Genomic DNA, 25,311 nt, shown 5'->3' with positions numbered 1-25,311 from the left:
TCCCTGCGTCGCACCAAGCGAGAGGCATGGCCTCAGCGCAACTTGTCGGACCAGAAAGCCGCCTCACACCGAGCCAACGTGCCGTGAGCGAGGGCAAGCGCCCCACCTCCCGGCACGCAGCCCTCCGAGGAACATGTCACGCCGCCTCAGTCACGCGACCTCTCGTAGGGTGGGGCTTCGCGCCACCCTACCCCGGCCCGCCACGGGGTGCCGGACACGGACAAAGCACCCCGCCTCAGCCCTTCACCACCCACAGGATCACCACGCCGGTTATCATCGTCAGCAGCCCCAGCGACCGGCGCGCCTCGGGCGGCATCTCCTTCAGCGCCTCCAGCAGACGCTCCACAAGCGAAGGGGCCAGTGCGTACACCAGCCCCTCGATGACGAGGACCATCGCGATCCCCGTCCAGATGTCGGTCAGGCCCATCCCGGCCTCAGTTTCCCGTGTTCGCCGGATCGTCCCCGGTATCCGAGGGATCGACCGGCTCGCCGACCGGCGAGGTGTCGGAGGCAGGCGCGTCCGGCACCACCGGGTCGACGGCATCCGGCCCCGGCGCGGTCGATGCGTCTTCGGGCGTCTCGCCCTCCGTCACGTCGTCCGGCAGGTCCTGCGACTGCGGTACCACCGGATCGCGCGGCGCCGGCCGTTGCTCGACCGCGGCGGGTGTCTGCATCGGCACCGGGTTGCCCGCTTCGCCCTCGTCCTTGAAGTACTCGAAGAACTGGCTGTTCGGGGTCATGACCATGGTGGAGTTTCCGCCGCGCAGGGCGTTCTCATAGGCCTGAAGCGAGCGGTAGAAGGCAAAGAACTCCGGGTCCGCGCCATAGCTTTCGGCGAAGATGGCGTTCCGTTCCGCGTCCGCCTCACCGCGGGTCACGTTGGCCTCGCGGTCGGCTTCGGAGAGCGTCTCCACCACCGTCCGGTCTGCCAGCGCGCGCACCCGCTGGGCGGCCTCGTTACCGCGTGCGATCTCGTCGGCGGCTTCCCGTTCACGCTCTGCGCGCATCCGGGCAAAGGTCGCCTCGAGGTTCTGCGTCGGCAGGTTGGTCTGCTTCAGCCGCACGTCGACCACATCCAGACCGAGCGAGCGTGCCTCGGCACGTGCCTGGTCGCGGATGCCGATCATCAGCGAACCGCGCTCTTCGGACAGGATCGTGTCGGAGGTCACCTGGTCGGCACCCAGAACTTCGCGGATCTGCGCGTTCAGGATGCCCTGCAGGCGGTCCTCGGCGACGCGCACGCCACCCACGCCCACGGCCTGCCGGAACTGCACCACGTCGGCGATCCGGTAACGCGCGAAGGCGTCGACCACCAGCCGGCGGTCGTCCGACGGCGTGACCTCGATGGTCTCGGTGTCGAGCGACAGGATGCGGTCGTCGTAGCGCACCACCTCGTCGAGCAGCGGCACCTTGAAGCCGAGCCCCGGCTCCTCCTTGACCGCCTTGATCTGGCCGAACCGCAGGACCAGCGCCTTCTCGCGCTCGTCCACCACGAAGACCGAAGAAAGGATCAGCACCAGCGCCACCACGAAGGCGGGCAGAAGATACGTTGTCTTACCCATGATGTGTCCTCCCTCAGTTGCCGTTGGACGGTGTCGAGTCGCCGGAGCGGCGCAACTCGTTCAACGGCAGGTACGGCACGACGCCGCCTCCGTCCTGGCCACCGACGGCAATGCTCTCGTCGAGGATCATCTTGTCCACGTCGCCCAGCACCTTCTCCATCGTCTCGATGTACAGGCGGCGGCGCGTGACCTCGGGGGCCTGCGCGTATTCCTGCTGCACGGAGGTAAAGCGCGCGGCCTCACCCAGTGCCTCGTTCACGACGCGGGCGCGGTAGCCTTCGGCTTCCTCGCGCGTCTGCGCAGCCTGACCGCGGGCCTCTGCAACCACGCGGTTGGCATAGGCGTCGGCCTGACGTTCCAGCCGGTCGCGTTCCTGCTCGGCGGCCTGCACGTCGCGGAAGGCGTCGATCACCTCGCGCGGCGGATCGGCCTCGCGCAGGTTGACCCGGACGATGCGGATGCCGCTCTCGTATTCGTCGAGCGTCATCTGGATGTTCTCGAAGGCGGTGTCGGCGATCAGGCCACGGTCCCTGTTGAGGATCGGGGCCAGGTTCGACGCCGCGATGATCTCGCGCATGGTCGATTCCGAAACCGCCTGAACCGTCAGCTCGGGGTCGCGGATGTTGAACAGCAGCTTCGCCGGATCCGCCACGTTCCAGACAACCTGGAAGTCGATGTCGACGATGTTGGCGTCCGTGGTCAGCATCAGGCCGTCGGAACCGCCGCGGCCGGACCCGATGGTTTCCGTCCGTTCGGAGGTCACGTTGACCTTCTCGTAGGTCACCAGCGGCCAGGGCGCGAAGTTCAGGCCCGGGTTCCCGGTCGAGGAGTAGTCCCCGAGGAACAGTTCCACCGACTGCTCTTCCGGCTTCACCGTGTAGAAGCTGGAGTACGCCCAGAGCCCAAGGATGATGATCGCGCCGATTGCGACCGTCCCCCGCGTGAGGCGGGGTCCGCCGCCGCCTCCGCCAGAGCCGCCACCGGTCCGGCCATTGCCGCCCCGGCCGCCCATGAGCACACGCAATTGCTCCTGGCCCTTTTTCATCAGCTCGTCGATCTCGGGGATCTGGCTGTCCTCCGGTCGACGCCCGCCACCGCCTCCGCCCGAAGGCGGACGGCTGCCGTTGCCGCCCTGGTTGCCACCGCCGCCCCAGGGGCCGCCGCTGTTTCCTGCCATGAAGCCTTGTCCTTCCCTCAGTCTCGTCCGTTCTAACCTGTGCACGCCGCCTGAAAGTATCAAGGCGGCATCGTCCTCGCTACCGCGTCCGCGCAGGGTTGCGCATGGTCACGATCTCCTCCGACATCGTCGGGTGCACCGCCACCGTCCGGTCGAAATCCTCTTTGGTGGCCCCCATCTTTACGGCAATCCCCGCAAGCTGGATCATCTCTCCCGCACCCGGCGCCACGATGTGGCAGCCCAGGACGGTCCGGTTCGCCTTCGATACGATCAGTTTCATCAGAACACGATCCGGCGCATCGACAAAGGCCGTCTGCATGGGGCGGAACGAGGTGCAGTAGACCTCGATCTCTTCCTGCTCGGCGGCCTGCTCTTCCGTCAGGCCGACCGTGCCCATCTCGGGCTGGGTGAACACCGCGCTCGGGATCAGCTCGTGATCGACCGGCGTCGGGTTGCCCTTGAACACCGTCTCGACAAAGGCCATGCCCTCGCGGATCGCGACCGGGGTCAGGTTCACACGGTTGGTCACATCCCCGATGGCGTAGACCGAGGGCACCTTCGTCTGGCTGTATTCGTCTACCTCGATGGCGCCGTTCCGGCCCGGCTCGATGCCGAGCGCCTCGAGCCCGAGGTCGTCGCTGTTCGGCACGCGCCCGGTGGCAAAGAACACCGCGTCGAAATCGCGGATCGTGCCGTTGGTCGCCTTCACCCGCACCGGGCCCGATCCGATCTCTTCCTGTTCCGGCTGGCCATACTGCACGTCGTCCACCGGCGCCTCGCCCATGGCGTCCGCCTCCGGTGTGCCGACACAGTGCATCTCGACGATGGTGGTGCCGGTGTGCAGGTCGATGCCGCGGCCCTTCATCGCATCGGCGATCAGCCCGCGCGCCTCGTCGTCGAAGCCGCGCAGGATCTGCGCCCCGCGGTAGAACTGCGTCACCTTGACGCCAAGCCCGTGCAGGATGCAGGCGAACTCGCAGGCGATGTAGCCGCCGCCGACGATCAGCACCGACTTCGGCAGCTTGTCCAGGTGGAAGATGTCGTCGGACACCATCCCCAGATGCGCATTCGGCATGTCGGGCCGCTGCGGACGGCCACCGGTGGCGATCAGGATGTGCTTGGCGGTCTTCTCCTCGCCGGTCGACAGCTTGACAGTGTGCGCGTCCTTCAGCGTGGCGCGGGCGTCGAAGGTTTCCACCCCCGAACCTTTCAGCAGCTTGCGATACACCTCTTCAAGCCGGTCGAGCTCGGTGTTCAGCTTGGTGCGGAAAGCGGTCCAGTCGAACTGCCCGTCGGCGATGTCCCAGCCGTAGGCCCGCGCGGTGGCCGGCATGTCGCGGTATTCGGACGCAAAGACCATCAGCTTCTTCGGCACGCATCCCCGGATCACGCAGGTCCCGCCATAGCGGTCCTCCTCGGCCAGCGCGACCTTCGCGCCGGTCTCGCCCGCCGCAACCCGCGCCGCGCGCACCCCGCCGGAGCCGCCGCCGATGACAAAGAGATCGTAGTCGAATGCGCTCATGACCCATGCCTTTCATCGTCTCGCGTGGCGGAGGTATTTCACGAAGCCCCGCGGAAGGCCAGAGCCGGAGGGCCGCCGCACAAGCGGGTTTTACCGCCCGTGTGCACAGCCCCTGCGCGCCTTATGCCGTAGCGTTAAGCCCGGACTGCACGGCGCGCATGTCTAGGCGCGCCGGAACCCGTGCCCCGACGTGCTGCAATCTGCCATCCGGCGGCGCGCTGCCTTGCTTCAGATGTCGCGGAAGAGGTTCTCGTCCTCGACGAAGTCGAGCTGGCTTTCGGTCACGGTGCCCTCGTTGATGTCGCGCACCTCGACCCGACCGTCGCCGTGGCCGATCACCACCTTGTCGCAGATGTCGATGAACAGCCCGTTCTCCACCACGCCGGGGATCTGGTTCAGCACCATCGACAGCTGCCGCGGGTTGCCGATCCGGCTCAGGTGCAGGTCGAGGATGTGGTTCGCCTCGTCGGTGATGTAGGGCCGGTCGCCGTTCATCCGGAGCGTCGTATTGCGCCCCATCACGTCCATGGAGATCAGCATCTCCTCGATCAGCGCCTGCGTGGTCTGCCAGCCGAAGGGGATGACCTCCACCGGCAGGGGGAAGGCGCCGAGGTGGCCGACTTCCTTCGCCGCATCGGCGATCACCACCATCTGGTCGGAGGCGGTGGCCACGATCTTCTCCTGCAGCAGCGCACCGCCGCCGCCCTTGATCAGCGACAGTTCCTCGTCGAACTCGTCCGCGCCGTCGATGGTCAGGTCGAGCCACTTCGCCTCGTCGAGCGAGATCACCTCGATGCCGACGTCGCGGGCCAGTTCCGCGGTGCGGGTCGATGTCGGCACGCCCTTGATGCGCAGCCCTTCCTCGCGCACCATCTCGCCGAGGCAGCGCACCAGCCAGGCGGCGGTAGAGCCGGTCCCCAGACCGACACGCATGCCCGATTCCACGAATTCCGCCGCGCGCTTGGCGGCGACGAACTTGGCCTTGTCGATGGGCGACAGCTCTCCGGACATCTTGGTTCCCCTGTTCAGCAGACGGCGCCCTTATAACAGCCGCGCGCACCGGCGCGAGGGGCAATTGCGCAAACGCCCCGCCCCCGGGCGAACCGTGCCGGAAACGCCGCATCCCGCTCGGGAAAGGCCACACGGGCGACGTCTGGCGATGGATGGCATGCTCCTTCTAACCGCCGCCCCGCATCCGGCTTATGCGGACCGAACGTCCCCCGCATGGTCCCGACGCCACCACCGGGACGACTGCCCTGCCCCCGCCGATCGTGCCTGAAACGCCCCAAATCGTCCGGAAAACGCCCAGCGCATGGCGTACCGCCCAGCACCCCACGCCCGGACCCGCCGTCCCGGCACGAACAACCCTCGCCAGATGCCCTCGCGCCCGGGCGCCAACCGCCCTCCCCCAGCTAATCTGCTTGAAACGCCCGAAATCGCGCGCACACTGCCGTTCGGATCAACGAGGCCCTTTCATGACCCCCATTCCGCTCTGGTTGCTTGTCGCGCTGCAGGTGACCGTCTCTGCCGCGTCCCTCGTTGTCGAGATCGTCGCGGGCCGCATGCTGGCCCCCTACGTCGGCATGTCGCTTTACACCTGGACCTCCGTCATCGCCGTGGTGCTGGCCGGGTTCTCCGCCGGTCACTGGTGGGGCGGCCGCCTGGCCGAGCGCGCCTCCGACCGCGCCCTGACCGCTACCGGCTATGCGCTGGCCGCCGCCGGGCTGACCACCGCCACGGCGAGCCTCGCGCTTCGGGCCAGCGCACCTTGGCTGACGCAGATCCCCGACCCGGTGGGCGCGATCACCGCGCTGACCCTGACGGCCTTCTTCCTCCCCTCGCTGTTCGCGGGCATCCCCGCGCCGGTACTGACGCAGGTCGCGCTCACCTCCGGCCGGACGCAGGGCCGCGCGCTTGGCGCGATGTTTGCCGCAGGCGCCCTCGGCGCCATTGCCGGAACCCTGCTGGCCGGGTTCCTCTTCATCTCGTGGCTGGGCACCGCCTGGACGCTGGCCGCCGTCACCGCCGCCTACATCCTCTGCGCCGCCATCTGCCTGCACCTCGGGCGCCGCCTGACGCCCCTGGCCGTGACAACGCTCGCCATGCTGGCCGTCGCGACCGCGGTCATGGCGGCACGTCCCGGCCCCTGCACCGTCGAATCACGCTACTTCTGCCTGCAGAGCGTCGACCTCTCCGCCGATCCCGCCCATCCGACCCGCGCCATGGTTATCGACCACCTCGTGCACGGCATCGCCGCGAAGGACGCACCGGAGGTGATGTTCACCGATCATGCCGCCATGCTCGACGCGCTGGCCCGCCTGCGTGCGCCCCGGGACGACTTTTCCAGCTTCCACATCGGCGGCGGCACCTACGCCCTGCCCCGCGCCTTTGCCGCGCGCGGCCTGTCGCGGATCACCGTGGCCGAGATCGACCCGGAAGTGACCGCGCTGGCCGCCCGCGACTTCTGGTTCGACCCGTCCACGGCCACCGTCCGCCACGACGACGCGCGCCGCGCGCTGGCGGCGGACCCGTCGCGCTACGACATCATCGTGGGCGACGCCTTCACCGACACCGCCGTCCCGCAGCACCTCGTGACATCGGAATTCTTTGCGCTGGTCCGCGACCGGCTGACGCCCGGCGGCACTTACTTGATGAACGTCATCGACTATGCCGACAGCATGGCCGCGGTGGGCAGCCTTGCCGCGACCCTGCGCGACCATTTCCCGCATGTGGAGATCTGGGCGGAGGCGCGCCGCCCCGAGCCGGGCGAACGGGTGGTCATGGTGATCGCCGCGGGCTTTGCCGAAACGCCGGTCGACAGCTTCACCGCGCTCGCGCCCCGGCGCACCACCTTCGCGGCACTTGGGCCTGCCTTTGTCGACAGCCTTGCCGCACGGGGCACGCGCCTGACCGACAACTATGCCCCCATCGACCGGCTGGTGGGCGCGCGGGACTGACCCCGCGCCCACACTCCAAACGGCCGTGGCACGGACGCCCCGCCAGCCACACCTGAAAACCAGAGGATCAGAGCGGGATCGGCACCCCTGCGGCCTGCACCTCGCCCGTGGGCAGCCCCGTGGGCGAGCCGCCCTCCGGCTCGTCCGACACCGCAAGCGTCGCCCCCGGCACACGCGCCGCCATCTCGTCCGACAGGACCACGATGTGATCGCCGCCGGGCGACATCACCCCGAGCGAGATCGGATCGCTGCCTTCCGGAATGAGCCAGAGCTGCAGCACCCGGCCATCGGGCAATTCGCCAGCGCGATAGTCGATGGCGACGGTATGGGTCGGCGGGTCGATGCGCACGTCGAAGGCCAGGTCCCCGGCCACGGGCTCCAGCGAGGCGAGGATTTCCGGGCGTCCCTGCTCCAGCACGCCGGAGATGAAGACGACCCAGGCCATCGCGGCACCGGCCATGGCGCCGACGAGATAGGGCAGCAACTGGCGCCAGACCGGCGGCGGCGGATCGCCGTGCACCTCCGCCTCGATCCGCTTAAGGACCGCCTGCGAAGGCGTGGCTTCGGGAATCCGGTCGGTCAGCGTGGCGAAATATTCCGTCCACGCGTCCACGTCCTGCGCGAGGTTGCGGTCGGCGGCCATGCGCGCCTCGAATCCGGCACGCTCCGCCTCCGGCAGGACGCCCAGGGCGTACTCCGCTGCCTCGGCTTCCCAGCCGCCCGGAAGATCCGTATCCTCGTCCGCACCGGTCATGCGCTCAGGCACTCCCTCAGTTGCATCAGGCTGCGCCGCAGCCACGTCCGGACCGTGTTCAGCTTCACGCCGGACTGGTCGGACAGTTCCTGGTACGTCAGGCCCTGCAGGTAGACCCGCCGGACCATCTCTGCCCGGTCTGCGGGCAATTCGTCGAGGCAGGCGTTCAGCGCCCGCGCCTCGTCTCGCATCTCCGCCTGCTGGGCAGGCCCGGGCGCCGTGTCATATAGACGCTCCGCGATCTCGACCGGCTCCTGCGCCACGCCCTCGCGGCGCGCCTTGCGCAGGCGGTCGATGGCGGCATTCCGCGTGATCGTGATCAGCCATGTCATCGGCGAATATCCGTTGCTTCGGTATGCGCCGGCCCGGTTCCACACGCGGACGTACACGTCCTGCAGGACGTCCTCGGCCGCCGCTTCGTCCCTCAACACACGCAGCGCGATGCCAAAGAGTTTCGCCGAGGTTCGGGAATAGAGTGCGCGGAACGCCTTGCGGTCGGCCATCGCCACGCGGGCGATCAGCGCCTCGATCTCCTCCTGCGGTGTCATGGCGTCCCGTTATCCATTCCCCTTGCCCCTCCCCGAGATATGTTGCACCAACGCGGGCAGACAACGGACAAAGGACATCGGCACCATGGCGGACGGCGAGATCGATATCAACGCGAAACCGACGGAAGAGATCTCGGTTCGTGAGGTCTTCGGGATCGACACCGACATGATCGTGCACGGGTTCCCCGACCGCACGTCGCGGGTGCCCGATCTCGATTCCACCTACAAGTTCGACCCCGACACCACGCTGGCCATCCTCGCGGGCTTCCGCAACAACCGCCGCGTGATGATCCAGGGCTATCACGGCACCGGCAAGTCGACCCACATCGAACAGGTCGCGGCCCGGCTGAACTGGCCCGCCGTGCGCGTGAACCTCGACAGCCACATTTCCCGGATCGACCTGATCGGCAAGGACGCGATCAAGCTGGTGGACGGCAAGCAGGTCACCCAGTTCCAGGAAGGCATCCTGCCCTGGGCGCTGCGCAACCCGACCGCCATCGTGTTCGACGAATACGACGCGGGCCGCGCGGACGTGATGTTCGTGATCCAGCGGGTTCTGGAAACCGACGGCAAGCTGACGCTGCTCGACCAGAACGAGGTCATTACCCCGCACAAGTATTTCCGCATCTTCGCGACGGCGAACACCGTGGGCCTCGGCGACACCACCGGCCTCTACCACGGCACGCAGCAGATCAACCAGGGCCAGATGGACCGCTGGTCGCTGGTCGCCACGCTGAACTACCTGTCGATCGACGCGGAGACGCAGATCGTCCTGTCGAAGGCGCCGCATTACAACAACGAGAAGGGCCGCAAGATCATCCGCCAGATGGTCACCGTCGCCGACTTCTCGCGCCGCGCCTTCATGAACGGCGAGCTGTCGACCGTCATGTCGCCGCGGACCGTCATCGCATGGGCGCAGAACGCCGAGATTTTCCGCAACATCGGCTACGCCTTCCGCGTCTCCTTCCTCAACAAGTGCGACGAGCTGGAGCGCCAGACCGTGGCGGAGTTCTACCAGCGCTGCTTCGACGAGGAACTTCCCGAAAGCGCGGCCTCGATCAGCGTCGCCTGATCGCCGGACATCCTCAGACAGACCGACGAAGCCCGCATCCGCGGGCTTCGCGCGTTTGGGGACCTGACGTCACATCGACATTCGGCGCGACGCAGTCCCGGACGCCTCCGGCTCAGGGCCTGTCCCGCCTAGCCGGAAGGCTTCGCATGGCCAGCAAAAGCGCCTCCGCCTCCATCCGAACCAGCCGGCCCTCCAGCCCTTCCAGCCCCGCATGCACGTCCGCCGCCGCATCGCCGATGCGCTGAAGCTGCCCCACCAGCGACGGCAGGCCGGGCCGCCGCTCCTCCTCCGCCAAGTCCCGCATCCAAGATCCTGTCCTTCTCCAACCGCTCATGGCCTCACCCGGTCAATACGTCTAAAATTGTAAACACAGCCCTTGGAAGGATCGGACATGCCCGCAACGTCCCCGACACCCAGCCCCGCCACGCCACGGAGGCGCCCGTGACCACGACGGCCCCGATCCTCCGCGTCGCCCGCCCCACGGACCGCATGGCAGAGGTCACGGCCTTCTACCGCGACGGGCTGGGCCTGACCGTGCTGGGCGAATTCAGGGACCACGACGGGTTCGACGGGGTCATGCTCGGGCATCCGAACGCGCCCTGGCACCTGGAATTCACCTCCGAACGCGGCGTCGCGGCGGGCAACGCCCCCTCGCCCGAACACCTCCTGACGCTCTACCTCCCCGACCGCGCCGCGTGGCAGGCCGCGCGCGACCGGATGACCGACGCGGGCCACTCCCCCGTCGCATCGCACAATCCCTACTGGGACCGGCAGGGCGTGACCTTCCGCGACCCGGACGGTTATCATGTCGTCCTGCAGAACGCGGACTGGACAGCATAGGACAAGCACAATGCATATCGGACTGATCGGCGGGATCGGGGTCGCCGCCACAATCGTCTACTACCAGCGCCTCACCGACGCCGTGGCCCGCAGGGGCAAGACGCTGGACCTGACCATCGTGCATGCCGACGTGCAGGAGCTGATCCGCACCAACCTCGCCGACCTGCGCGAGGAACAGGCCCGCAACTGGCTGCCCCTGCTGGTCCGGCTGAAGGCGGCGGGTTGCGACGTGGCCGCCGTCACCTCGCTCGGCGGGCACTTCTGCTTCGACGAGCTTCAGGCCATCTCGCCCCTGCCGCTGATCTCGGCCGTCACGCCGCTGGACGCCCATTTCGCCGAACAGGGCCATGCGACCGTCGGCCTTCTGGGCACGCGGGTGGTGATGCGCACGAAGCTTTACGGGCAGCTCCACCAGACCCGCGCCATCGCGCTGGAGGACGAGGTCGAGTCGCTGGGTCAGACCTATCAGGACATGGCGGTGGCGGGTGTATGCAGCCCGGAGCGGCGCGCCCTCTTCCGCGACGCCGGGCAAAGGCTGATCGACGCGGGCGCCTCCGCCGTGGTTCTGGCGGGCACCGATCTCAACCTCGCCTTCGACGGCTCCGAACCCTATCCCGTCATCGACGCGCTGGATGTCCATGTCGACCTTCTGGCGCGGCTCGCCACCGGCGAGGCGACACCGTGACAATCCGGTGACGGCGCGCGGAAGTTTTCAAACGGATTAATTGTCAGGCAGAAAATCCGCGCTAGCGTTCACTTCATGAGCGGTTTGAAAACTTTCCTTCTGACGCTCGCGCTCCTCTTGCCAGCGCAATGGATGACCTCTTCTCCGGCCTCCGCGCTGGCAGAGCGCCCCTCCGACATGACCCCGGTCTTCGCCGCCTGCCTCGGACGCTACTCCGCGCAGGTGGAGGATTCGTGGAACGCCTATTCCTCCGACGACACCTCGCAGATCACCCGCGCTCGGTTCGAGGGTCTGCTTGACGCCGTGCGCACCGGGTCGGAGCTGACCGGCTCCCGCATCCTCCAGATCCGGCTTGAGGCGAAGTGGGCACAGGCCCGCCTGCTTTCCATCGCGCGGTTCGACCGCGACCCCCGGATGCAGCGCCGCGCGCGGGCGCAGGCCGCGCTGGCCCTCCGCCCCTGCGAGGCGCTGCTGCTCTGAGCCACCGGGCGCCCCGACAAGACAATCGTAACGCCCCTGCGCTAGCCTGCCCGCCCATGATCGCCCCGTGCCAGCATACCGCGCGGACGGCCCTGACGATCATGGGCCTCCTCCTCGCCTCCCCAGCCGCCAGCGCGGCCACGGACCCGCCCGGCCCGTCCGACGGGGCGCTCACCCTCGCCACCTGCCACGGCCGCTATACGGCGGTGATGGAACATGCCCGGCTGATGGGCGACGGTGCCGATGCCGCCGCCTTCCGCCGCGACCTGCTTGAGGCGATGATGAACGCCTACCTTGCAGAGCACGCCGAAGACCGCGCCTATTCCATCACGATGATGAGCCACCGGATCAACGCGCGGGCGCAACTCCGGTCGCTCTTCGCCACCGCCGCCTTCAACGGCGACCCGCGTCGCCAGCGCCTTGCGGCCGGCGGCATCCTCCGCCAGATCGCCGCCTGCGACAGCCTCGTGATCGGGCGCCGCTTCACCGGCCTCTGACAGCCGACCGGGCCCGCCCCGCTCCGTCCGACAACAAGCACCGCTCTTCCCGGCGCCCCACCGCCCTCACCCAGCACCCCCGCACCGCCACCAGCGCCCGCCGCGACAAGCCGTATCCGCCTTTGCCCTTGCCAAGTCCCGGTCATCGGTTCAAATCTGCGGTCATGAGCAAGCCCAGCGACAACCCCGCCGATCCCTTCAAGAAGGCCCTCGCCGAGGCCACCAAGGTCATGGCCGACGACCCGGACCTGACGGTCAGCTACTCGGTCGATCCCGCCGGGGTGTCCGGCGACGCCATGCGCCTGCCGCAGGTCTCGCGCCGCATGACGCGCGACGAGGTGCTGCTGGCCCGGGGCACCGCCGACGCGCTGGCGCTGCACCGCCGTTACCACGACGCGGCCACACACAACCGCTACCTGCCGCAGGGCGAGATGGCCCGCGACCTCTACGAGGCGATGGAAACCGCGCGCTGCGAGGCGATGGGCGCCCGCGACATGCCCGGCACCGCCAAGAACATCGACGCCAAGATCGGGCACGAGGCGGTCCGCCGCGGCTACGGCCAGATCCGCGACAAGGGTGAGGCGCCGCTGCCCGTCGCCGCGGGCTACCTGATCCGGCACCTCGCCACCGGGCGCGACCTGCCCGCGGAGGCCACCAACGTCATGGACCTCTGGCGCGGCTTCATGGAGGAGCAGGCGGGCGGCACGCTCGACGACCTCCAGACCAAGCTCTCCGACCAGTCCGCCTTTGCGAAATTCGCGCGCCAGATCATCACCGACCTTGGCTACGGCGACCAGCTGGGCGACGACCCCGACAACCTCGACGACGAGGCGGAGGACGACGGCGAACAGGAAGGCGCGGAGGAAGAGGACCAGCCCGATTCCACCGGCAACGACGAGGACGATTCCGAGGAATCCGATGCCTCGCCCGAACAGTCGCAGGACGAGACGCAGGACCCGAGCCAGGCGCAGGTCACGATGGACGACCTCGCCGATCAGGAACTGGGCGAAGAGGCCGAGATGCCCGAGGGCGAAGCGCCCATGGAGCCGCCCGCCCCCGCCCCGGTCTCCGAGGCCGATCCCGACTACAAGGTCTACTCCTCCGAGCACGACGAGGAGATCGAGGCCCAGGACCTCGCCGAGCCGGTAGAGCTGGAGCGCCTGCGCGCCTACCTCGACCAGCAGCTCGAACCGCTGAAGGGCGCGGTCAGCCGCCTTGCCAACAAGCTCCAGCGCCGCCTTCAGGCGCAGCAGAACCGCAGCTGGGAATTCGACAAGGAAGAGGGCGTGCTGGATGCCGGCCGCCTCGCCCGCGTCGTGGCGAACCCGACGACGCCGCTCAGCTTCAAGGTCGAGAAGGACATGGAGTTCCGCGATACCATGGTGACGCTGCTTCTGGACAACTCCGGCTCCATGCGCGGGCGCCCGATCTCCATCGCGGCGATCTGCGCCGACGTGCTGGCACGGACGCTGGAACGCTGCTCCGTCAAGGTCGAGATCCTCGGCTTTACCACCCGCGCGTGGAAGGGCGGGCTGGCGCGCGAGGCATGGCTGAACGCCGGCCGCGAACAGCAGCCGGGCCGCCTGAACGACCTGCGCCACATCATCTACAAGAAGGCCGATGCGCCGTGGCGCCGCACGCGCGACAACCTCGGCCTGATGATGAAAGAGGGCCTCCTGAAGGAGAACATCGACGGCGAGGCGCTGGAATGGGCGCACCGCCGCATGGTGAACCGCCCGGAGGCACGCAAGATCCTGATGGTGATTTCCGACGGCGCGCCGGTCGACGACAGCACCCTGTCCGTCAACCCGGCCAACTACCTCGAAAAGCACCTGCGCGACGTGATCGCCATGGTCGAGCGCAAGAAGCAGGTGGAGCTTCTGGCCATCGGCATCGGCCACGACGTGACCCGCTATTACGACCGGGCCGTGACGATCACCGATGTGGAGCAGCTTGCCGGTGCGATGACCGAACAGCTTGCCTCGCTCTTCGACTCAGACCCCCGGGCCCGGGCCCGCGTCATGGGAATGCGCCGCGTCGCGTGACCTTTCGTGGGCAGAGGCCTGCACCAGCACGCGGTTGTGGACGTCCGAATCCGCAATCGCGTACTGCGCGAACCACACGCCCCAGCGCCCCGCGACAAGGCGGATCTCGGTGTAGACCATGTAGGGTTCCCGCTCCAGCCGGTGACCGTGCTGCACCAGCCGCGATTCGTAGGCCGACACGATCATCGTGTCGCTGCGGTAGGACGCGGAAACGCAGCGCCGCTGCATGTCCGTCACCCCGATGATGTCGTAGAAGTCCACGTTCCGGTTGAACCAGTCGCGCATCGACGCTTCGGAATCGATCCGCAGGCGGCCTTCGAAGGTCTCGACCAGCAACGGCATGCAGACGCACTCCGCGAACCGGTCGAAGTTGCGGTCCGTGATCGCTGATCCTGTGCGTTCGAGAAGATCCTCGACGATCTGATGGGCGGGCGGACGCATGTCTCGTGGGGGTCGCAAATTACTCGATCAATAGGTCGGTCTCATCCTGCGAAAATTCCGTGCCGGGGCCTAGCCGCAATTTTGTTGCAGCCCGGTTTGCCGCTGACGTGTTGCGGCTGCACCCTCTGCCACAGTTCCTGATGTCCGCCGCCCAGCCACCCGCGGCGCCCCCGCCTCTGTGCAGCACGGCGCACCCCCTTGGCCTCTGCCCCGCGCAAAGCTACGGTCGCGCCAAAGGAGTCCCCGCATGTTCCAGACCTTCACGGAAACCGCCTCTCCCGATCAGGGGCCCGCCCGTCTTGCCGCCCTTCAGGACCTCCTGCGGACCGAAGGCGTCGACGGTGTGCTGGTGCCCCGCGCCGACGCCCACCAGGGCGAATACGTGGCACCGCACGACGACCGGCTGGCATGGCTGACCGGCTTCACCGGCTCGGCGGGCTGGGCCATCGCCCTCACCGACCGCGCCGCGATCTTCACCGACAGCCGCTACACCGTGCAGGTCAAGGCGCAGACCGACACCGTCTTCGAAAAGGTCGACTGGCCGGGCACCTCGCTTGCCGACTGGCTGGCCGAGGCGCTGCCCGAGGGCCGCCTCGCCTACGACCCGTGGCTGCTGACCGTGGCCGAGCACCGCCGCCTTGCGGAAAAACTGCCGAAGCTGACGCTGGTGCCGATGGCGAACCTCATCGACCGGCTGTGGGACGACCAGCCAGAGCCGCCCATGGGCGCGGTCTTTGCCCAGCCGCTGGAACTGGCCGGCGAGGCGCATGACGACAAGATCGCCCGCCTGGCCAAGACGCTCGCCCCGGCCGAGGCCGCGGTCATCACCCTGCCCGACAGCCTTGCGTGGCTTCTGAACATCCGCGGCTCCGACATCCCGAAGAACCCGGTGCCGCACGGCTTTGCCCTGCTGAACGCCGACGCCACCGTCGACCTGTTCATCGCGCCGGAAAAGCTGACGGACCTTGGCGACCACCTCGGCGCCTCGGTCCGCACCCATGCGCCCGATGAATTTGTCCCGGCGCTGAAGGCGCGGGAGGGCACGGTGCGCATCGACCCGGCCTCCTGCCCCGTCGCGGTGCACGAGGCGCTGTCAAATCCGGTCGACGGCGAAGACCCCTGCATCCTTCCCAAGGCCTGCAAGAACGAGGCAGAGCTCGACGGCACCCGCGCCGCCCACCTGCGCGACGCCTGCGCCATGGTGCGCTTCCTCGCGTGGCTCGACGCGCAGGCCCCCGGCTCGCTGACCGAGATCGCCGTGGTCAAGAAGCTGGAGGCCGAGCGTGCCGCCACCAACGCGCTCCGCGACATCTCCTTCGACACCATCGCCGGGACCGGCCCCAACGCCGCCATCGTCCACTACCGCGTGACCGAAAAGACCGACCGCACGGTGGAGGACGGGCACCTGCTGCTGGTCGATTCCGGCGGGCAGTACGTCGACGGCACCACCGACATCACCCGCACCATCCCCATCGGCAAGCCCACCGCCGAACACCGGGAGGCCTTCACCCGCGTCCTGAAGGGCATGATCGCCCTGTCGCGCCTGCGCTTCCCGAAGGGCATGGCCGGCCGCGACATCGACGTGCTGGCCCGCGTGGCCCTGTGGGAGGCCGGCCTCGACTACGGCCACGGCACCGGCCACGGCGTAGGTTCCTACCTCTGCGTGCACGAGGGCCCGGCCCGCATCGCGCACACCGGCACCGTGGCCTTCCGGCCCGGCATGATCCTGTCGAACGAGCCGGGCTTCTACCGCGAAGGCGCCTTCGGCATCCGGATCGAGAACCTCATCGTCGTCGAGGAGGCCCCCGAACGCCCCGGCCAGACCATCCCGCAGATGTACCGGTTCGAGACGCTGACGCTTGTGCCCATCGACCGCCGCCTGATCGACACGGATCTCTTGTCCGAGGCCGAGCGGCAGTGGCTCGACGGCTATCACGCCCGGGTTCTGGACACCCTGCGCCCGCATGTAGATGATGCCGCAGGTGACTGGTTAGAGCTTGCGTGCCAGCCGCTCTGACATGTCTATGTTACACGTCCCGTGTCAGGGAACGGGGACAGACCGATCGCCTGCGCAACGGCGATCGGAAAACCGGACAATCGGAAATTCGAAGGACAGGGGGAAAACAGGAATGACCAAGACGACCCATATCAGCATCACACCGGCAGTCGGCACCTGGGTGGTGCGCGCCGGCGGGGCGGTCCTCGGCGAAAGCGCCCGCGCGCTGGAACTCCGCGAAGGTGACCTGCCGCCGGTGATCTATTTCCCGCGCGAGGACATCGGCATGGCCTTCCTCGACGCGACCGACCACAAGACGACCTGCCCCCACAAGGGCGAGGCGTCCTATTTCTCCATCATGTCCAAGAGCCGCACCTACGAGAACGCGGTCTGGTCCTACGAGAACCCGAAGGAGGAGGTCGCCCAGATCAAGGACCACCTCGCCTTCTACGTCCAGGACGGCGTGAACGTGGAACAGGTCTGAGACCGCCCGCACCGCGGACAGGAACGAAAAACGGCGCCCTCCCGGGGGCGCCGTTGCTCTTTGTAGCTCCCGTCCGGGGCCTACTGGTCGAGGTAGCCGGTCAGCCCCTCGGGCACCGGCAGCTCCGCCTCGAAACTGCGCTGCAGTTCCAGCGCAAGGCCCGCGTCCGGCGCAAAGATCCCCTCGCCCAGCTTCGGCTTCGGCGAAATCACCGCCCAGCCATCGAGGATGTCCGACCGCCGCACGTAGCCGAGGCTCAGCACCAGCCGCGACGGCGTGCCCACCTCCTCGCCCGGCGTGACCGGGCCGCCATAGGCGGTGAACCGGGCGACGGGCACCGGCAGGACGATGCTGCGCTCTGCCGTGGCCCCCGCGTCGAGCCGCGAGGCATAGGGCGTCTCCGGCTCCTCCAGGCGCATCCCCGGCGGCATCGGCTGGACCGCGCGCTGCAGGACCAGCGTGTCGCCGTCGAAGAACCTGTAGCTTTCCTCCGGCAGCAGGGTGAATCCCTTGTCCGCCACCGTCCAGAACAGGTCGAAGAGGTAGATCGGGCTCTCCTCCGGGTTGGTCACCCGGTAGTCGACCCGCAGCACGTCCTGCGCCACCTCCACTCGGTTCAGTTCGATCATCTCGGCCTCGTGCGTGTCTATCAGTAGAAGGGACGCTTATCTTCGCCCATATCTTCGCGGATCTTGTTCTCGGTAAAGGGATCGTCCTCGTAATCGCCCAGCCCGACCGCCTGGTGTTCGTAGCCCGGCGCGGTGCGGTTGTCGCCGTTCAGATCCTCGTAAGGCAGCGGGTTGCGCCCGTCGTTCGTGCCCTTGGCATCGTGCAGACTGTGGATCAGCTCGTGTCCCAGGGCAACGGCGGGATCGCGTTTGTGCCAGTCCTCCGAGCCGTCCTTGATCTGCTTCTTCTCGGGGTTGAACTTCACGACACTCGACGTGCCCGGCCCCGGCTGGTCGTTCACCCGGTCATATGTGCCGTCCGCCATGCTGGCCGGGTTCTCGCTGTTGCCGCCCGCAGTCTCGACGATCTCCACCGACTTGCCGGTCTTCTCCAGCTCCAGGAGCAGCCCCAGCCCGGTCGGCGTCTTCGACAGCTTCTCGAGCGAGGCATAGGCCTTTTCCTTGAACTCGTCGCTGCCGCTGACGGTGATCGAGGACTCGCCCTTCTTGATCCGCTCCATGAGCTCACGGCGCTTGACCTCCTGGATGATGGCGCAGATGGCGAGCAGTGCAAGCATCGTCCCGCCCCCTCAGCCCGCGACCGTGGCGGCCCAGCGCCGCGTCACGTCGAAGGTCTTCGCCGCACGCTCCGCCCGGCCCACCTCCAGCACCCCCGACAGGACGTGCCGCCACTGCGGATCGGCAAAGCAGCCCACCCCCATGAACAGCTGCGCAAGGCAGGCGGGCGCGACCCCCTCCGGCCCGGTGCGGTAATGCTCCGCAACGCCGCGCGCGGCCAGCAGCAGCCCGTTCACGTAAAGCTTGTTCAGCCTGGCATAAAGCTCCGGCCAGACCGCGTCGACCAGCCGCCAGAAGCCATCGGCATCCCGCGTCGCATCCGGCAGCGCGCCCGGCTCCAGCGCCGCCAGCCGCGCACAGGCGGCGGGACGCGCGGTCATCACCGCCGTCTCGAACCGCTCCAGCCCGGTGCGCAGGTTCATCAGCCGCCGCGGCAGGGCCAGCTCCTCCGCCGCAAGGTTGGCGCCCGCCCATGGCACCCGCCGGTCGCGGTCGAACTCCAGCCCGAGGACCAGCACCGCGTCGAGGAAGAAGTCCAGCGCGCGCGGCTCCTCGAAGGCGAAGGCCCGGGCACGCTCGACGATATGGGTGACAAGCTCGTCCGCCCCGCCCGGCCCCATGCGCAGGGTCAGTTCGGGCTGTTCCTCCCGCAGGCGCCGCAACAGGCGCCGGTGCTCGGCCTTGCGCGCCATGTCGGCAAAGCCCTGCATCTGGTCGTCCGAAACTCTGAACATCGGAAAATATCCTGTTCTGCAATGACACGAAGGGTAAGCACGGCTTTCCCTTCCGGCAAGCGCCAAAGCCGGTCAAACCCCGTCAAGCCCCTTGTTTCCCTACCTCCGGGGCCCTCCTCAGACCCCCGGAACATTCGCTGACGACGGCGCGTTATTGCATAACAGAGGGATGCGCCCCCATGTTGACGGCGTCTGCCAACAGAACCGATGCCACCGGAGGACCGTTCATGACCCGCCTGATCGCCCTGTTCATTGCCCTCTTCGCCGCCAGCCAGGCCGCCGCGCTGCAGGCCTGGGTCAACGCGCCCGAAGACGGGTTCCTCAACCTGCGCACCGGCCCCTCCACCTCCTACGAGGTGGTCCGGGAGATGCCGCACGGCTCCCGCGTGACGGTGCTGGAGGACGGCAACTGGTTCCGGGTGCGCGACGCCTACGGCAACACCGGCTTCGCCGCCGCCCGCTATCTCTCGGCAACCGAACCGCGCCCGCGCCGCACCGGCGACGACGACATCGCCTCGCGCCGCGATCACTCGCTCTACTCGGGCGAGATCGACCGCGGCAGCTCCGGCTACCGCAATCGCGACGGCTCCGCCTACAGGGATCGAGACGGCTCCGCCTACAGGGATCGTGACGACACGCGCTACCGCAACAATGACCGCCGCCACGCCGACGTGCCGCTCGACCAGCTCCCGCAGCTCTACATCAACGCGCCGCAGGCCGGTGCCCTGAACCTGCGCGACGGCCCGGGCACGAACTTCCCGGTGATCGACACCATGACCCAGGGCAGCAGCGTGCGCGTGCTGGACGACAGCCAGACCTGGTACCTGATCCGGCACGAGGACGGCCGGACCGGCTACGCCCACTCCTCCTACCTGTCGCAGACCCGCCAGCCGCTCGCCCCGCGCCCGGAACCGCAGCCGCGCCGCGAACCGCAGCGCCACAACGGCTCCATCGTGGTCGAGGCAGAGGACCTCCCCCGCATCCTCGCCAACTGCGCCTTCGTCCGCATCGACCGGCTCGACAGCTGCATCGTCAACACCATGCGCCGCTGATCCCGGACCAGAGACCGGAACCAAAAAAAAACGCCCCCGCGATCTCCCGCGGGGGCGTTTCCGCATCCGGGGGGCACCATGGCCCCGCCCCCTTCATCTTGGCACAAATACCTTCGGGGGGTCCGGGGGGCAGACAGCCCCCCGCGCCGGGGGCGCAGCCCCGGCGGGTCGCCTGCGCACCGCGCAGGCGAAACCCCTCAGGAATGCTCTTCCTCCGCCGTCGCCGCCAGCGCCCGGTTGTAGGCCTTCAGCGCGTCGACGTGGAACAGCGCGCCCTGGAACACCGGCACCCCGTCCTCCATCTTCACCACCGGCAGGAAGGCCACGCCGGAGCGGTCGAACATCGGCAGCGCGGTCTCCAGCGTCGCCGTCGCCTGCACGAACAGCTCGCGCTCGATCATCCTCAGGCAGGCCTCCTCGTCAGCGGCGCGCTCGTCGTCGGGCCTGCGCATCACCCCCTGCACCCGGAACATCGCCAGCAGGTAGGCCTGCGGTCCCGCCGCCAGCTGCACCTTGCGCCGCGCCAGCTGCGTCAGGAAGAACGACCGGTCGACCACGCGGCTCGCCAGCGCGGTCGACATCGACACCGACACCATCACCGCAAGCCCCGTCTGCCAGTCCCCGGTCAGCTCGAAGACGATGAGCGTGGTCGAGATCGGCGCCCCCAGCACCGCCGCCGCCACAGCGCCCATCCCCGCCAGCGCATAGAGCGTGAAGGCCGAGGACATGTCCGGCGCCATCCCCGTGGCGACATGGCCGAAGGCCAGCCCCACCAGCGCCCCCACCATCAGCGAAGGCGAGAAGATCCCCCCGCCCATCCGGCCCGCCATGGTGATCGACACCGCCGTGACCTTGATCACCGCAAAGACCACGGCCTCCCACATCAGCAGGTTGCCGGTCAGCGCGCGCGAGGTCGTCTCGTACCCCACCCCGATGATATGCGGATAGAAGATCGCGATGCCGCCCAGCAGCAGCCCCGCCACCGCCGGGCGCAGCCAGTAGGGCAGCCCCAGCTTCTTCTGCAGCGCCGTCTCCACGTCGTCGGCAAAGAAGATCGCCCGCATCATCATCACCGCGACGATCCCGCAGACCAGCCCCAGCAGGAAAAACGCCGGCAACTCGAGGTAGAACTCCACCACCGTCGTCCCCGGCAGGGTGAACTCCGTCACGTCGCCATAGACCAGCCGGTTGATCACCGTTCCCGCCGCGCTCGCCACCACGATGGGCGCAAAGGCGTGCAGCGCGAAGTGCCGCAGCACCACCTCCAGCGCGAACAGCGCCCCGGCAATCGGCGCGTTGAACGAGGCAGAGACCGCCGCCGCCACCGCGCAGCCCAGAAGGTCGCGCCCGGTGATGCCGTCCACCTTCATCCGGTTCGCGACCCATGTGGCCGCCAGCGAGGCCATGTGCACCACCGGCCCCTCCCGCCCGGTGGAGCCGCCTGTCGACAGCGTGATCCACGAGCAGAGCACCGAGACCACGCCGGCGCGCCGTTCCACCCGGCCGTCGTTCAGCGCCGCGCCCTCGATCACGTCGGCGACCGACCGCACCCGCCCGTCCGGCGTGAACTTCTGCAACAGCGCCCCCACCGCGATGCCGCCCAGCACCGGGATCACCAGCACCCAGGCCCAGTGCAGCTCGCCTGCCCAGCTCGCCAGCATGTTGACGTCGCGCGTGCCGTAGACCGCCGCCTGCAGGGTCTCGACCGCAAAGCGGAAGCCGATGGCGGCAAAGCCCGACACCATGCCGAGGAACAGCGCGATGAACCAGAAACTGACCTGTCCCGGCCCGTTGTGACGGATCATGTCCCAGCCGCGCGAAAAGTCGCCCCTGATGGTGGCAAGGTGTTGCGCGAATACGCCCGGCACGGCCTTCTCCTCCAAACCCGCGGGTTTCCCCGCCCCGCGTCGCCCGGTAAGGTGGCCTCCTGTCACTCACCGGAGACCAAGATGCCTATCGAACAGGCGCTCGACGACTTGCAGGCCTTCCTAGGCGAACGTCTCAGCCGGTCCAAGCCCGATCTGGATGCCCACGCCGGATCGGAGTCCTATTTCCCGCCCATCGCCCCCGATGCGGTCGCATATCCCGAAAACACCGCCGAAGTGTCGCGCATCGCGCAGATCTGCCACGCCCACGGCGTGCCGCTGGTTGGCTTCGGCGCGGGCACCTCGCTCGAGGCGCAGACCCAGGCGCTGCGCGGCGGTGTCTCGGTCGACTTCACCCGCATGAACAGGGTGACAGAGATCCGCCCCGCCGACATGGACGTGACCGTAGAGCCCGGCGTCACCCGCGAGGCCCTGAACGAGGAGCTGCGCGCCACCGGCCTGTTCTTCCCGGTCGACCCCGGCGCCAACGCCTCCATCGGCGGCATGGCGATGACCCGCGCTTCCGGCACCACCACCGTCCGTTACGGCACCATGCGCTCCAACGTCCTGGCGCTCGAGGCGGTGCTGGCAGACGGCACCGTGATTCGCACCGGCACCCGCGCGCGCAAGTCCTCCGCCGGCTACGACCTGACCGCACTGCTCGTGGGCTCCGAAGGCACCCTCGCCCTCGTGACCGAGCTGACCCTGCGCCTGCACGGCATCCCTGAATCGATCTCCGCGGGCATCTGCGCCTTTCCCGACATGGGTTCCGCCGTGACCGCGGTGATGGAGACCATCCAGATGGGCCTCCCCCTCGCCCGGATCGAGTTCGCCTGCGCCGCCACCGCGCGCGCCTTCAACGCCTACGCGGGCGCCGACATGGCCGAACAGCCGCACCTCATGGTGGAATTCCACGGCTCGCCGGAATCGACCGCGCAGGACGCCGAACGCTTTGCCGAGATCGTGGCCGACCACGGCGCCTCCGCCTTCCGCTGGTCCTCGCGGACCGAGGAGCGCAACGCGCTCTGGGCGATGCGGCACAACGGCTATTACGCGATCCTCGCCTCGCGCCCCGGCGCCCGTGCCGTGGTGACCGACATCTGCGTGCCGATCTCCGAACTCGCCCGCGCGGTCGAGGAAACGCAGGCCGACATCGCCGCCTCCGGCATCAGCGGGCCGATCCTCGGCCACGTGGGCGACGGCAACTTCCACGCCATCCTGCTTCTGGACCCCGACAAGCCCTCCGACCTCGACGAGGCCAAGGGGATCTCCGCCCGCATGGCCGAACGCGCCCTGCGCCTCGGCGGCACCTGCACCGGCGAACATGGCGTGGGCGTCGGCAAGAAACCCTTCATGGAGGCGGAGCACGGCGCCGCCTGGACCGTCATGGGCATGCTGAAGAACGCGCTCGACCCCACGGGCATCATGAATCCCGGGAAGCTGGTGCCCGGCAACTGACGGCCCCCTGCCCTCGACGGACGGGAAACGCGGTGTCCGCAATGCAGAGGGCACCGGGGCCGGCATGCCGGGGTCCGCGCGAAGCGCGTTGTGCAAGATGACAGCCTGTCCGCGCCTCACCCGGTGCCACGCCAGGCCGGGGCGTGGCCGGGAGGGTGGGCCGCCGGGGACCGCAAGGTCGCCGGTCGGGGCGCCCGGAGGCCGCGCCTAGCCTGCCAGCAGCGACCGTGCCGCGGCCCGCGCCGCGTCCGTCACCGTGTCGCCCGACAGCATCCGCGCCAGTTCCGCCTCGCGCGCGCCCGCGTCCAGCGCCACGACCTCCGACAGGGTCATCCCGTCCTCGACCCGTTTCGCCACGCGCCAGTGGTGCGCGCCAAGCGCCGCCACCTGCGGCGAGTGCGTCACCACCAGAACCTGCCCGCCATCGGCCAGCGCCTTCAGGCGCCGCCCCACCGCGTCGGCGGTGGCCCCGCCCACGCCGCGGTCGATCTCGTCGAAGATCATCGTCACGCCCTGCCCCGCCTGCACGTGCAGCGCGACCTTCAGGGCCAGCAGGAACCGCGACAGTTCCCCGCCCGAGGCGATGCGGTTCAGCGCTCCGGCAGGCGCGCCGGGGTTGGTGGCCACGCGGAAGGTCACCGCGTCGCGGCCCTCCGGCCCGGCCGTGGCCTCTGCCACCTCCGTCTCGAACACCGCGCGGCCCATCTTCAGCGGCTCCAGCTCCGCCGCCACCGCCGCGTCCAGCCGCCGGGCGGCATCGCGGCGCAGGGCGGTCAGCCGGCCCGCCGCATCGTCGAACCGCGCCTCCGCGTCGCGGATCGCCTTCTGCCACTCGCCCAGCCGGGCCTCGCCCGCGTCGAGCGCCTCCAGCCGTTCCGACAGCGATGCGGCCAGCCCCGGCAACTCGTCGGGCATCACCTGATGTTTCCGCGCCAGCCCCCTGATCGCGAACAACCTTTCCTCGCAGGACTCGAGCTCTGCCGGATTGAAATCCAGCGCCTCGAGGCAATCCGCCACCCCGCGCGCCGCCTCGTCCAGCTCCGCCATGGCGCGCACCAGCGCCTCGATCGGCGCATCAAGCCGGCCCGACGCCTTCTCCGCAGCCCCTTCCAGCCAGCGCAGCGCGCCCGACATCGCGCCCTCCGCGCCCTCGTATCCCAAGGCGGCAGAGGCCTGCGCGATGTCCTCGCGGATCTTCTCGGCGGCCTGCATCGTCCGGCGCTGCGAATCCAGCGCCTCTTCCTCGCCCTCTTCGGGGGCGAGCGCATCCAGCTCGGCCACGGAATGGCGCAGGAACCCCTCTTCGGCGCGCACCGCATCCATCGCCTTCTGCGCGTCCGAAAGCCCCTTCCGGGCCGCCGCCAGCGCGCGCCAGGCCTCCCGGACCTCCGCCTGCAGGTCATCGGCCCCGGCGTAGTCGTCCAGGATCGCGCGATGCCCCTTGGGGTCCAGCAGGCCCTTGTCGTCGTGCTGCCCGTGCAGTTCCACCAGCGTGTCCGACAGTTGCCGCAGCACGTCGCCCGACACCCGCCGGTCGTTGACCCAGCCGGTCTTGCGCCCGTCCGCCGTGTTCACCCGCCGCAGGATCAGCTCGTCGCCCGCGGGCAGCCCGGCCTCCTCCAGCACGCCGCGCGCCGCATGGTCCGGCGCAAGGTCGAAGACCGCCACGACCTCGCCCTGCTCGGCGCCCGCGCGCACCAGTTCGGCGCGCCCGCGCCAGCCCAGCACGAATCCCAGCGAATCCAGAAGGATCGACTTCCCGGCCCCGGTCTCGCCGGTCAGCACGTTGAGACCGGGCTGGAAGTCGAGATCCAGCCGGTCGATGATCAGCATGTCGCGGATTTCAAGCGCCCGAAGCATGTCCAGCCGTAGGGTGGGTGTTCAGCCCACCGCCC

25 protein-coding genes are annotated in these 25,311 nt (G+C 68.8%); 11 read left to right on the top strand and 14 right to left on the bottom strand.

The genetic code is table 11. The features are described 5' to 3' along the window. Positions 1–235: 235 nt before the first annotated feature. The 5 genes from CDO87_RS17130 to rpiA form a co-directional block, all read right to left on the bottom strand. Positions 236–427: a DUF2065 domain-containing protein gene (locus tag CDO87_RS17130; protein ID WP_100929909.1), complete on the bottom strand. Its 192-nt coding sequence runs from the start codon at positions 425–427 to the stop codon at positions 236–238. A gap of 7 nt (positions 428–434) precedes the next feature. Continuing rightward, a complete protein-coding gene (locus tag CDO87_RS17125; protein ID WP_100929908.1) occupies positions 435–1,562 on the bottom strand; it encodes a protease modulator HflC in 1,128 nt (375 codons plus the stop codon). 13 nt (positions 1,563–1,575) lie between these two features. Further along, positions 1,576–2,739, bottom strand: a complete 1,164-nt coding sequence (gene hflK / locus CDO87_RS17120) for an FtsH protease activity modulator HflK (protein WP_100929907.1) — start codon at positions 2,737–2,739, stop codon at positions 1,576–1,578. 79 nt (positions 2,740–2,818) lie between these two features. Further along, positions 2,819–4,261, bottom strand: a complete 1,443-nt coding sequence (locus tag CDO87_RS17115; protein ID WP_100929906.1) for an FAD-dependent oxidoreductase — start codon at positions 4,259–4,261, stop codon at positions 2,819–2,821. A 228-nt stretch (positions 4,262–4,489) separates the two neighbouring features. Then, entirely contained in the window at positions 4,490–5,272 is a 783-nt protein-coding gene (gene rpiA / locus CDO87_RS17110; RefSeq protein WP_100929905.1) for a ribose-5-phosphate isomerase RpiA, read from the bottom strand. 464 nt (positions 5,273–5,736) lie between these two features. Between rpiA and CDO87_RS17105 the strand changes: the two genes are divergently transcribed. Beyond that, positions 5,737–7,218, top strand: coding sequence for a fused MFS/spermidine synthase (locus CDO87_RS17105; protein WP_100929904.1), 1,482 nt, complete (start codon positions 5,737–5,739; stop codon positions 7,216–7,218). A gap of 67 nt (positions 7,219–7,285) precedes the next feature. Here CDO87_RS17105 and CDO87_RS17100 read toward each other — a convergent pair whose 3' ends face one another. Together CDO87_RS17100 and CDO87_RS17095 are read right to left on the bottom strand one after the other, a co-directional pair. Then, entirely contained in the window at positions 7,286–7,972 is a 687-nt protein-coding gene (locus CDO87_RS17100) for an anti-sigma factor domain-containing protein (RefSeq protein ID WP_100929903.1), read from the bottom strand. Continuing rightward, a complete protein-coding gene (locus CDO87_RS17095; protein ID WP_100929902.1) occupies positions 7,969–8,520 on the bottom strand; it encodes a sigma-70 family RNA polymerase sigma factor in 552 nt (183 codons plus the stop codon). Before CDO87_RS17095 ends, CDO87_RS17100 begins: the two co-directional genes overlap by 4 nt. An 85-nt stretch (positions 8,521–8,605) precedes the next feature. Here CDO87_RS17095 and cobS point away from each other — a divergent pair, with 85 nt between their 5' ends. Next, the gene (gene cobS, locus CDO87_RS17090) at positions 8,606–9,592 is read left to right on the top strand and encodes a cobaltochelatase subunit CobS (RefSeq protein ID WP_100929901.1); all 987 of its coding nucleotides are present in this window, start codon (positions 8,606–8,608) and stop codon (positions 9,590–9,592) included. Between the two features lie 112 nt (positions 9,593–9,704). Here cobS and CDO87_RS17085 read toward each other — a convergent pair whose 3' ends face one another. Further along, complete coding sequence (locus CDO87_RS17085; protein WP_100929900.1) at positions 9,705–9,896, bottom strand: hypothetical protein; 192 nt, start codon at positions 9,894–9,896, stop codon at positions 9,705–9,707. A gap of 137 nt (positions 9,897–10,033) precedes the next feature. Here CDO87_RS17085 and CDO87_RS17080 point away from each other — a divergent pair, with 137 nt between their 5' ends. The 5 genes from CDO87_RS17080 (at position 10,034) to cobT (ending at position 14,139) form a co-directional block, all read left to right on the top strand. Next, positions 10,034–10,432, top strand: a complete 399-nt coding sequence (locus CDO87_RS17080) for a VOC family protein (protein WP_254698183.1) — start codon at positions 10,034–10,036, stop codon at positions 10,430–10,432. 10 nt (positions 10,433–10,442) lie between these two features. After that, positions 10,443–11,117, top strand: coding sequence for an aspartate/glutamate racemase family protein (locus tag CDO87_RS17075; RefSeq protein ID WP_100929899.1), 675 nt, complete (start codon positions 10,443–10,445; stop codon positions 11,115–11,117). Between the two features lie 75 nt (positions 11,118–11,192). Next, positions 11,193–11,597 carry a hypothetical protein gene (locus CDO87_RS17070; protein WP_100929898.1) on the top strand — a complete coding sequence of 135 codons (405 nt, stop codon included), beginning with the start codon at positions 11,193–11,195 and terminating at the stop codon, positions 11,595–11,597. Between the two features lie 101 nt (positions 11,598–11,698). Further along, positions 11,699–12,094 carry a hypothetical protein gene (locus tag CDO87_RS17065; RefSeq protein ID WP_157815024.1) on the top strand — a complete coding sequence of 132 codons (396 nt, stop codon included), beginning with the start codon at positions 11,699–11,701 and terminating at the stop codon, positions 12,092–12,094. A gap of 164 nt (positions 12,095–12,258) precedes the next feature. Then, positions 12,259–14,139, top strand: a complete 1,881-nt coding sequence (gene cobT / locus CDO87_RS17060) for a cobaltochelatase subunit CobT (RefSeq protein ID WP_100929896.1) — start codon at positions 12,259–12,261, stop codon at positions 14,137–14,139. Here the strand turns inward: cobT and CDO87_RS17055 are convergent. Beyond that, positions 14,089–14,580 (bottom strand): hypothetical protein, encoded by a 492-nt coding sequence (locus CDO87_RS17055; RefSeq protein ID WP_100929895.1) that lies wholly within the window; start codon positions 14,578–14,580, stop codon positions 14,089–14,091. The two genes, cobT and CDO87_RS17055, sit on opposite strands and share 51 nt — an antisense overlap. 247 nt (positions 14,581–14,827) lie before the next feature. Here CDO87_RS17055 and CDO87_RS17050 point away from each other — a divergent pair, with 247 nt between their 5' ends. Both CDO87_RS17050 and CDO87_RS17045 read left to right on the top strand, forming a co-directional pair. After that, complete coding sequence (locus CDO87_RS17050; protein ID WP_100929894.1) at positions 14,828–16,597, top strand: aminopeptidase P family protein; 1,770 nt, start codon at positions 14,828–14,830, stop codon at positions 16,595–16,597. A gap of 112 nt (positions 16,598–16,709) precedes the next feature. Then, positions 16,710–17,060: a DUF427 domain-containing protein gene (locus CDO87_RS17045; RefSeq protein ID WP_100929893.1), complete on the top strand. Its 351-nt coding sequence runs from the start codon at positions 16,710–16,712 to the stop codon at positions 17,058–17,060. Between the two features lie 80 nt (positions 17,061–17,140). Here CDO87_RS17045 and CDO87_RS17040 read toward each other — a convergent pair whose 3' ends face one another. Genes CDO87_RS17040 through CDO87_RS17030 form a run of 3 tightly spaced genes read right to left on the bottom strand, consistent with a single transcriptional unit; the run spans position 17,141 to position 19,041 of the window. Then, a complete protein-coding gene (locus tag CDO87_RS17040; RefSeq protein ID WP_100929892.1) occupies positions 17,141–17,689 on the bottom strand; it encodes a hypothetical protein in 549 nt (182 codons plus the stop codon). A 20-nt stretch (positions 17,690–17,709) separates the two neighbouring features. Further along, positions 17,710–18,306: a M91 family zinc metallopeptidase gene (locus CDO87_RS17035; protein WP_100929891.1), complete on the bottom strand. Its 597-nt coding sequence runs from the start codon at positions 18,304–18,306 to the stop codon at positions 17,710–17,712. A 12-nt stretch (positions 18,307–18,318) separates the two neighbouring features. After that, positions 18,319–19,041 carry a hypothetical protein gene (locus tag CDO87_RS17030; protein ID WP_100929890.1) on the bottom strand — a complete coding sequence of 241 codons (723 nt, stop codon included), beginning with the start codon at positions 19,039–19,041 and terminating at the stop codon, positions 18,319–18,321. Positions 19,042–19,268: 227 nt separating this feature from the next. Between CDO87_RS17030 and CDO87_RS17025 the strand changes: the two genes are divergently transcribed. Next, positions 19,269–20,093, top strand: a complete 825-nt coding sequence (locus tag CDO87_RS17025) for an SH3 domain-containing protein (protein ID WP_198521739.1) — start codon at positions 19,269–19,271, stop codon at positions 20,091–20,093. A 197-nt stretch (positions 20,094–20,290) separates the two neighbouring features. On the opposite strand, the gene CDO87_RS17020 is transcribed toward CDO87_RS17025, so the two are convergent. Further along, positions 20,291–21,898, bottom strand: a complete 1,608-nt coding sequence (locus tag CDO87_RS17020; protein WP_254698441.1) for a chloride channel protein — start codon at positions 21,896–21,898, stop codon at positions 20,291–20,293. A 144-nt stretch (positions 21,899–22,042) separates the two neighbouring features. Here CDO87_RS17020 and CDO87_RS17015 point away from each other — a divergent pair, with 144 nt between their 5' ends. Continuing rightward, complete coding sequence (locus tag CDO87_RS17015; protein ID WP_100929887.1) at positions 22,043–23,416, top strand: FAD-binding oxidoreductase; 1,374 nt, start codon at positions 22,043–22,045, stop codon at positions 23,414–23,416. Between the two features lie 207 nt (positions 23,417–23,623). On the opposite strand, the gene recN is transcribed toward CDO87_RS17015, so the two are convergent. Next, on the bottom strand, positions 23,624–25,276 hold the full coding sequence (gene recN / locus CDO87_RS17010) for a DNA repair protein RecN (protein WP_100929886.1): 1,653 nt from the start codon (positions 25,274–25,276) through the stop codon (positions 23,624–23,626). Positions 25,277–25,311 lie beyond the last annotated feature (35 nt).

Origin of the sequence: Sagittula sp. P11, assembly GCF_002814095.1 — a bacterium.
Taxonomy (GTDB): Bacteria; Pseudomonadota; Alphaproteobacteria; order Rhodobacterales; family Rhodobacteraceae; genus Sagittula.
The sequence above is the reverse complement of the archived record's forward strand: the minus strand, read 5'-3'. Positions and strand labels throughout refer to the sequence as shown.

Bases quoted from the DNA above. Each gene is read 5' to 3' on its own strand.
- CDO87_RS17105 (WP_100929904.1), top strand. From the start codon at position 5,737: ATGACCCCCATTCCGCTCTGGTTGCTTGTCGCGCTGCAGGTGACCGTC.
- CDO87_RS17115 (WP_100929906.1), bottom strand. From the start codon at position 4,261: ATGAGCGCATTCGACTACGATCTCTTTGTCATCGGCGGCGGCTCCGGC.
- CDO87_RS17015 (WP_100929887.1), top strand. From the start codon at position 22,043: ATGCCTATCGAACAGGCGCTCGACGACTTGCAGGCCTTCCTAGGCGAA.
- cobS (WP_100929901.1), top strand. From the start codon at position 8,606: ATGGCGGACGGCGAGATCGATATCAACGCGAAACCGACGGAAGAGATC.
- recN (WP_100929886.1), bottom strand. From the start codon at position 25,276: ATGCTTCGGGCGCTTGAAATCCGCGACATGCTGATCATCGACCGGCTG.
- CDO87_RS17125 (WP_100929908.1), bottom strand. From the start codon at position 1,562: ATGGGTAAGACAACGTATCTTCTGCCCGCCTTCGTGGTGGCGCTGGTG.
- CDO87_RS17040 (WP_100929892.1), bottom strand. From the start codon at position 17,689: ATGATCGAACTGAACCGAGTGGAGGTGGCGCAGGACGTGCTGCGGGTC.
- CDO87_RS17065 (WP_157815024.1), top strand. From the start codon at position 11,699: ATGGGCCTCCTCCTCGCCTCCCCAGCCGCCAGCGCGGCCACGGACCCG.
- CDO87_RS17045 (WP_100929893.1), top strand. From the start codon at position 16,710: ATGACCAAGACGACCCATATCAGCATCACACCGGCAGTCGGCACCTGG.
- CDO87_RS17085 (WP_100929900.1), bottom strand. From the start codon at position 9,896: ATGCGGGACTTGGCGGAGGAGGAGCGGCGGCCCGGCCTGCCGTCGCTG.
- CDO87_RS17095 (WP_100929902.1), bottom strand. From the start codon at position 8,520: ATGACACCGCAGGAGGAGATCGAGGCGCTGATCGCCCGCGTGGCGATG.
- CDO87_RS17070 (WP_100929898.1), top strand. From the start codon at position 11,193: ATGAGCGGTTTGAAAACTTTCCTTCTGACGCTCGCGCTCCTCTTGCCA.
- hflK (WP_100929907.1), bottom strand. From the start codon at position 2,739: ATGGCAGGAAACAGCGGCGGCCCCTGGGGCGGCGGTGGCAACCAGGGC.
- CDO87_RS17035 (WP_100929891.1), bottom strand. From the start codon at position 18,306: ATGCTTGCACTGCTCGCCATCTGCGCCATCATCCAGGAGGTCAAGCGC.
- cobT (WP_100929896.1), top strand. From the start codon at position 12,259: ATGAGCAAGCCCAGCGACAACCCCGCCGATCCCTTCAAGAAGGCCCTC.
- CDO87_RS17020 (WP_254698441.1), bottom strand. From the start codon at position 21,898: ATGATCCGTCACAACGGGCCGGGACAGGTCAGTTTCTGGTTCATCGCG.
- CDO87_RS17130 (WP_100929909.1), bottom strand. From the start codon at position 427: ATGGGCCTGACCGACATCTGGACGGGGATCGCGATGGTCCTCGTCATC.
- CDO87_RS17100 (WP_100929903.1), bottom strand. From the start codon at position 7,972: ATGACCGGTGCGGACGAGGATACGGATCTTCCGGGCGGCTGGGAAGCC.
- CDO87_RS17030 (WP_100929890.1), bottom strand. From the start codon at position 19,041: ATGTTCAGAGTTTCGGACGACCAGATGCAGGGCTTTGCCGACATGGCG.
- CDO87_RS17025 (WP_198521739.1), top strand. From the start codon at position 19,269: ATGACCCGCCTGATCGCCCTGTTCATTGCCCTCTTCGCCGCCAGCCAG.
- CDO87_RS17055 (WP_100929895.1), bottom strand. From the start codon at position 14,580: ATGCGTCCGCCCGCCCATCAGATCGTCGAGGATCTTCTCGAACGCACA.
- CDO87_RS17075 (WP_100929899.1), top strand. From the start codon at position 10,443: ATGCATATCGGACTGATCGGCGGGATCGGGGTCGCCGCCACAATCGTC.
- rpiA (WP_100929905.1), bottom strand. From the start codon at position 5,272: ATGTCCGGAGAGCTGTCGCCCATCGACAAGGCCAAGTTCGTCGCCGCC.
- CDO87_RS17050 (WP_100929894.1), top strand. From the start codon at position 14,828: ATGTTCCAGACCTTCACGGAAACCGCCTCTCCCGATCAGGGGCCCGCC.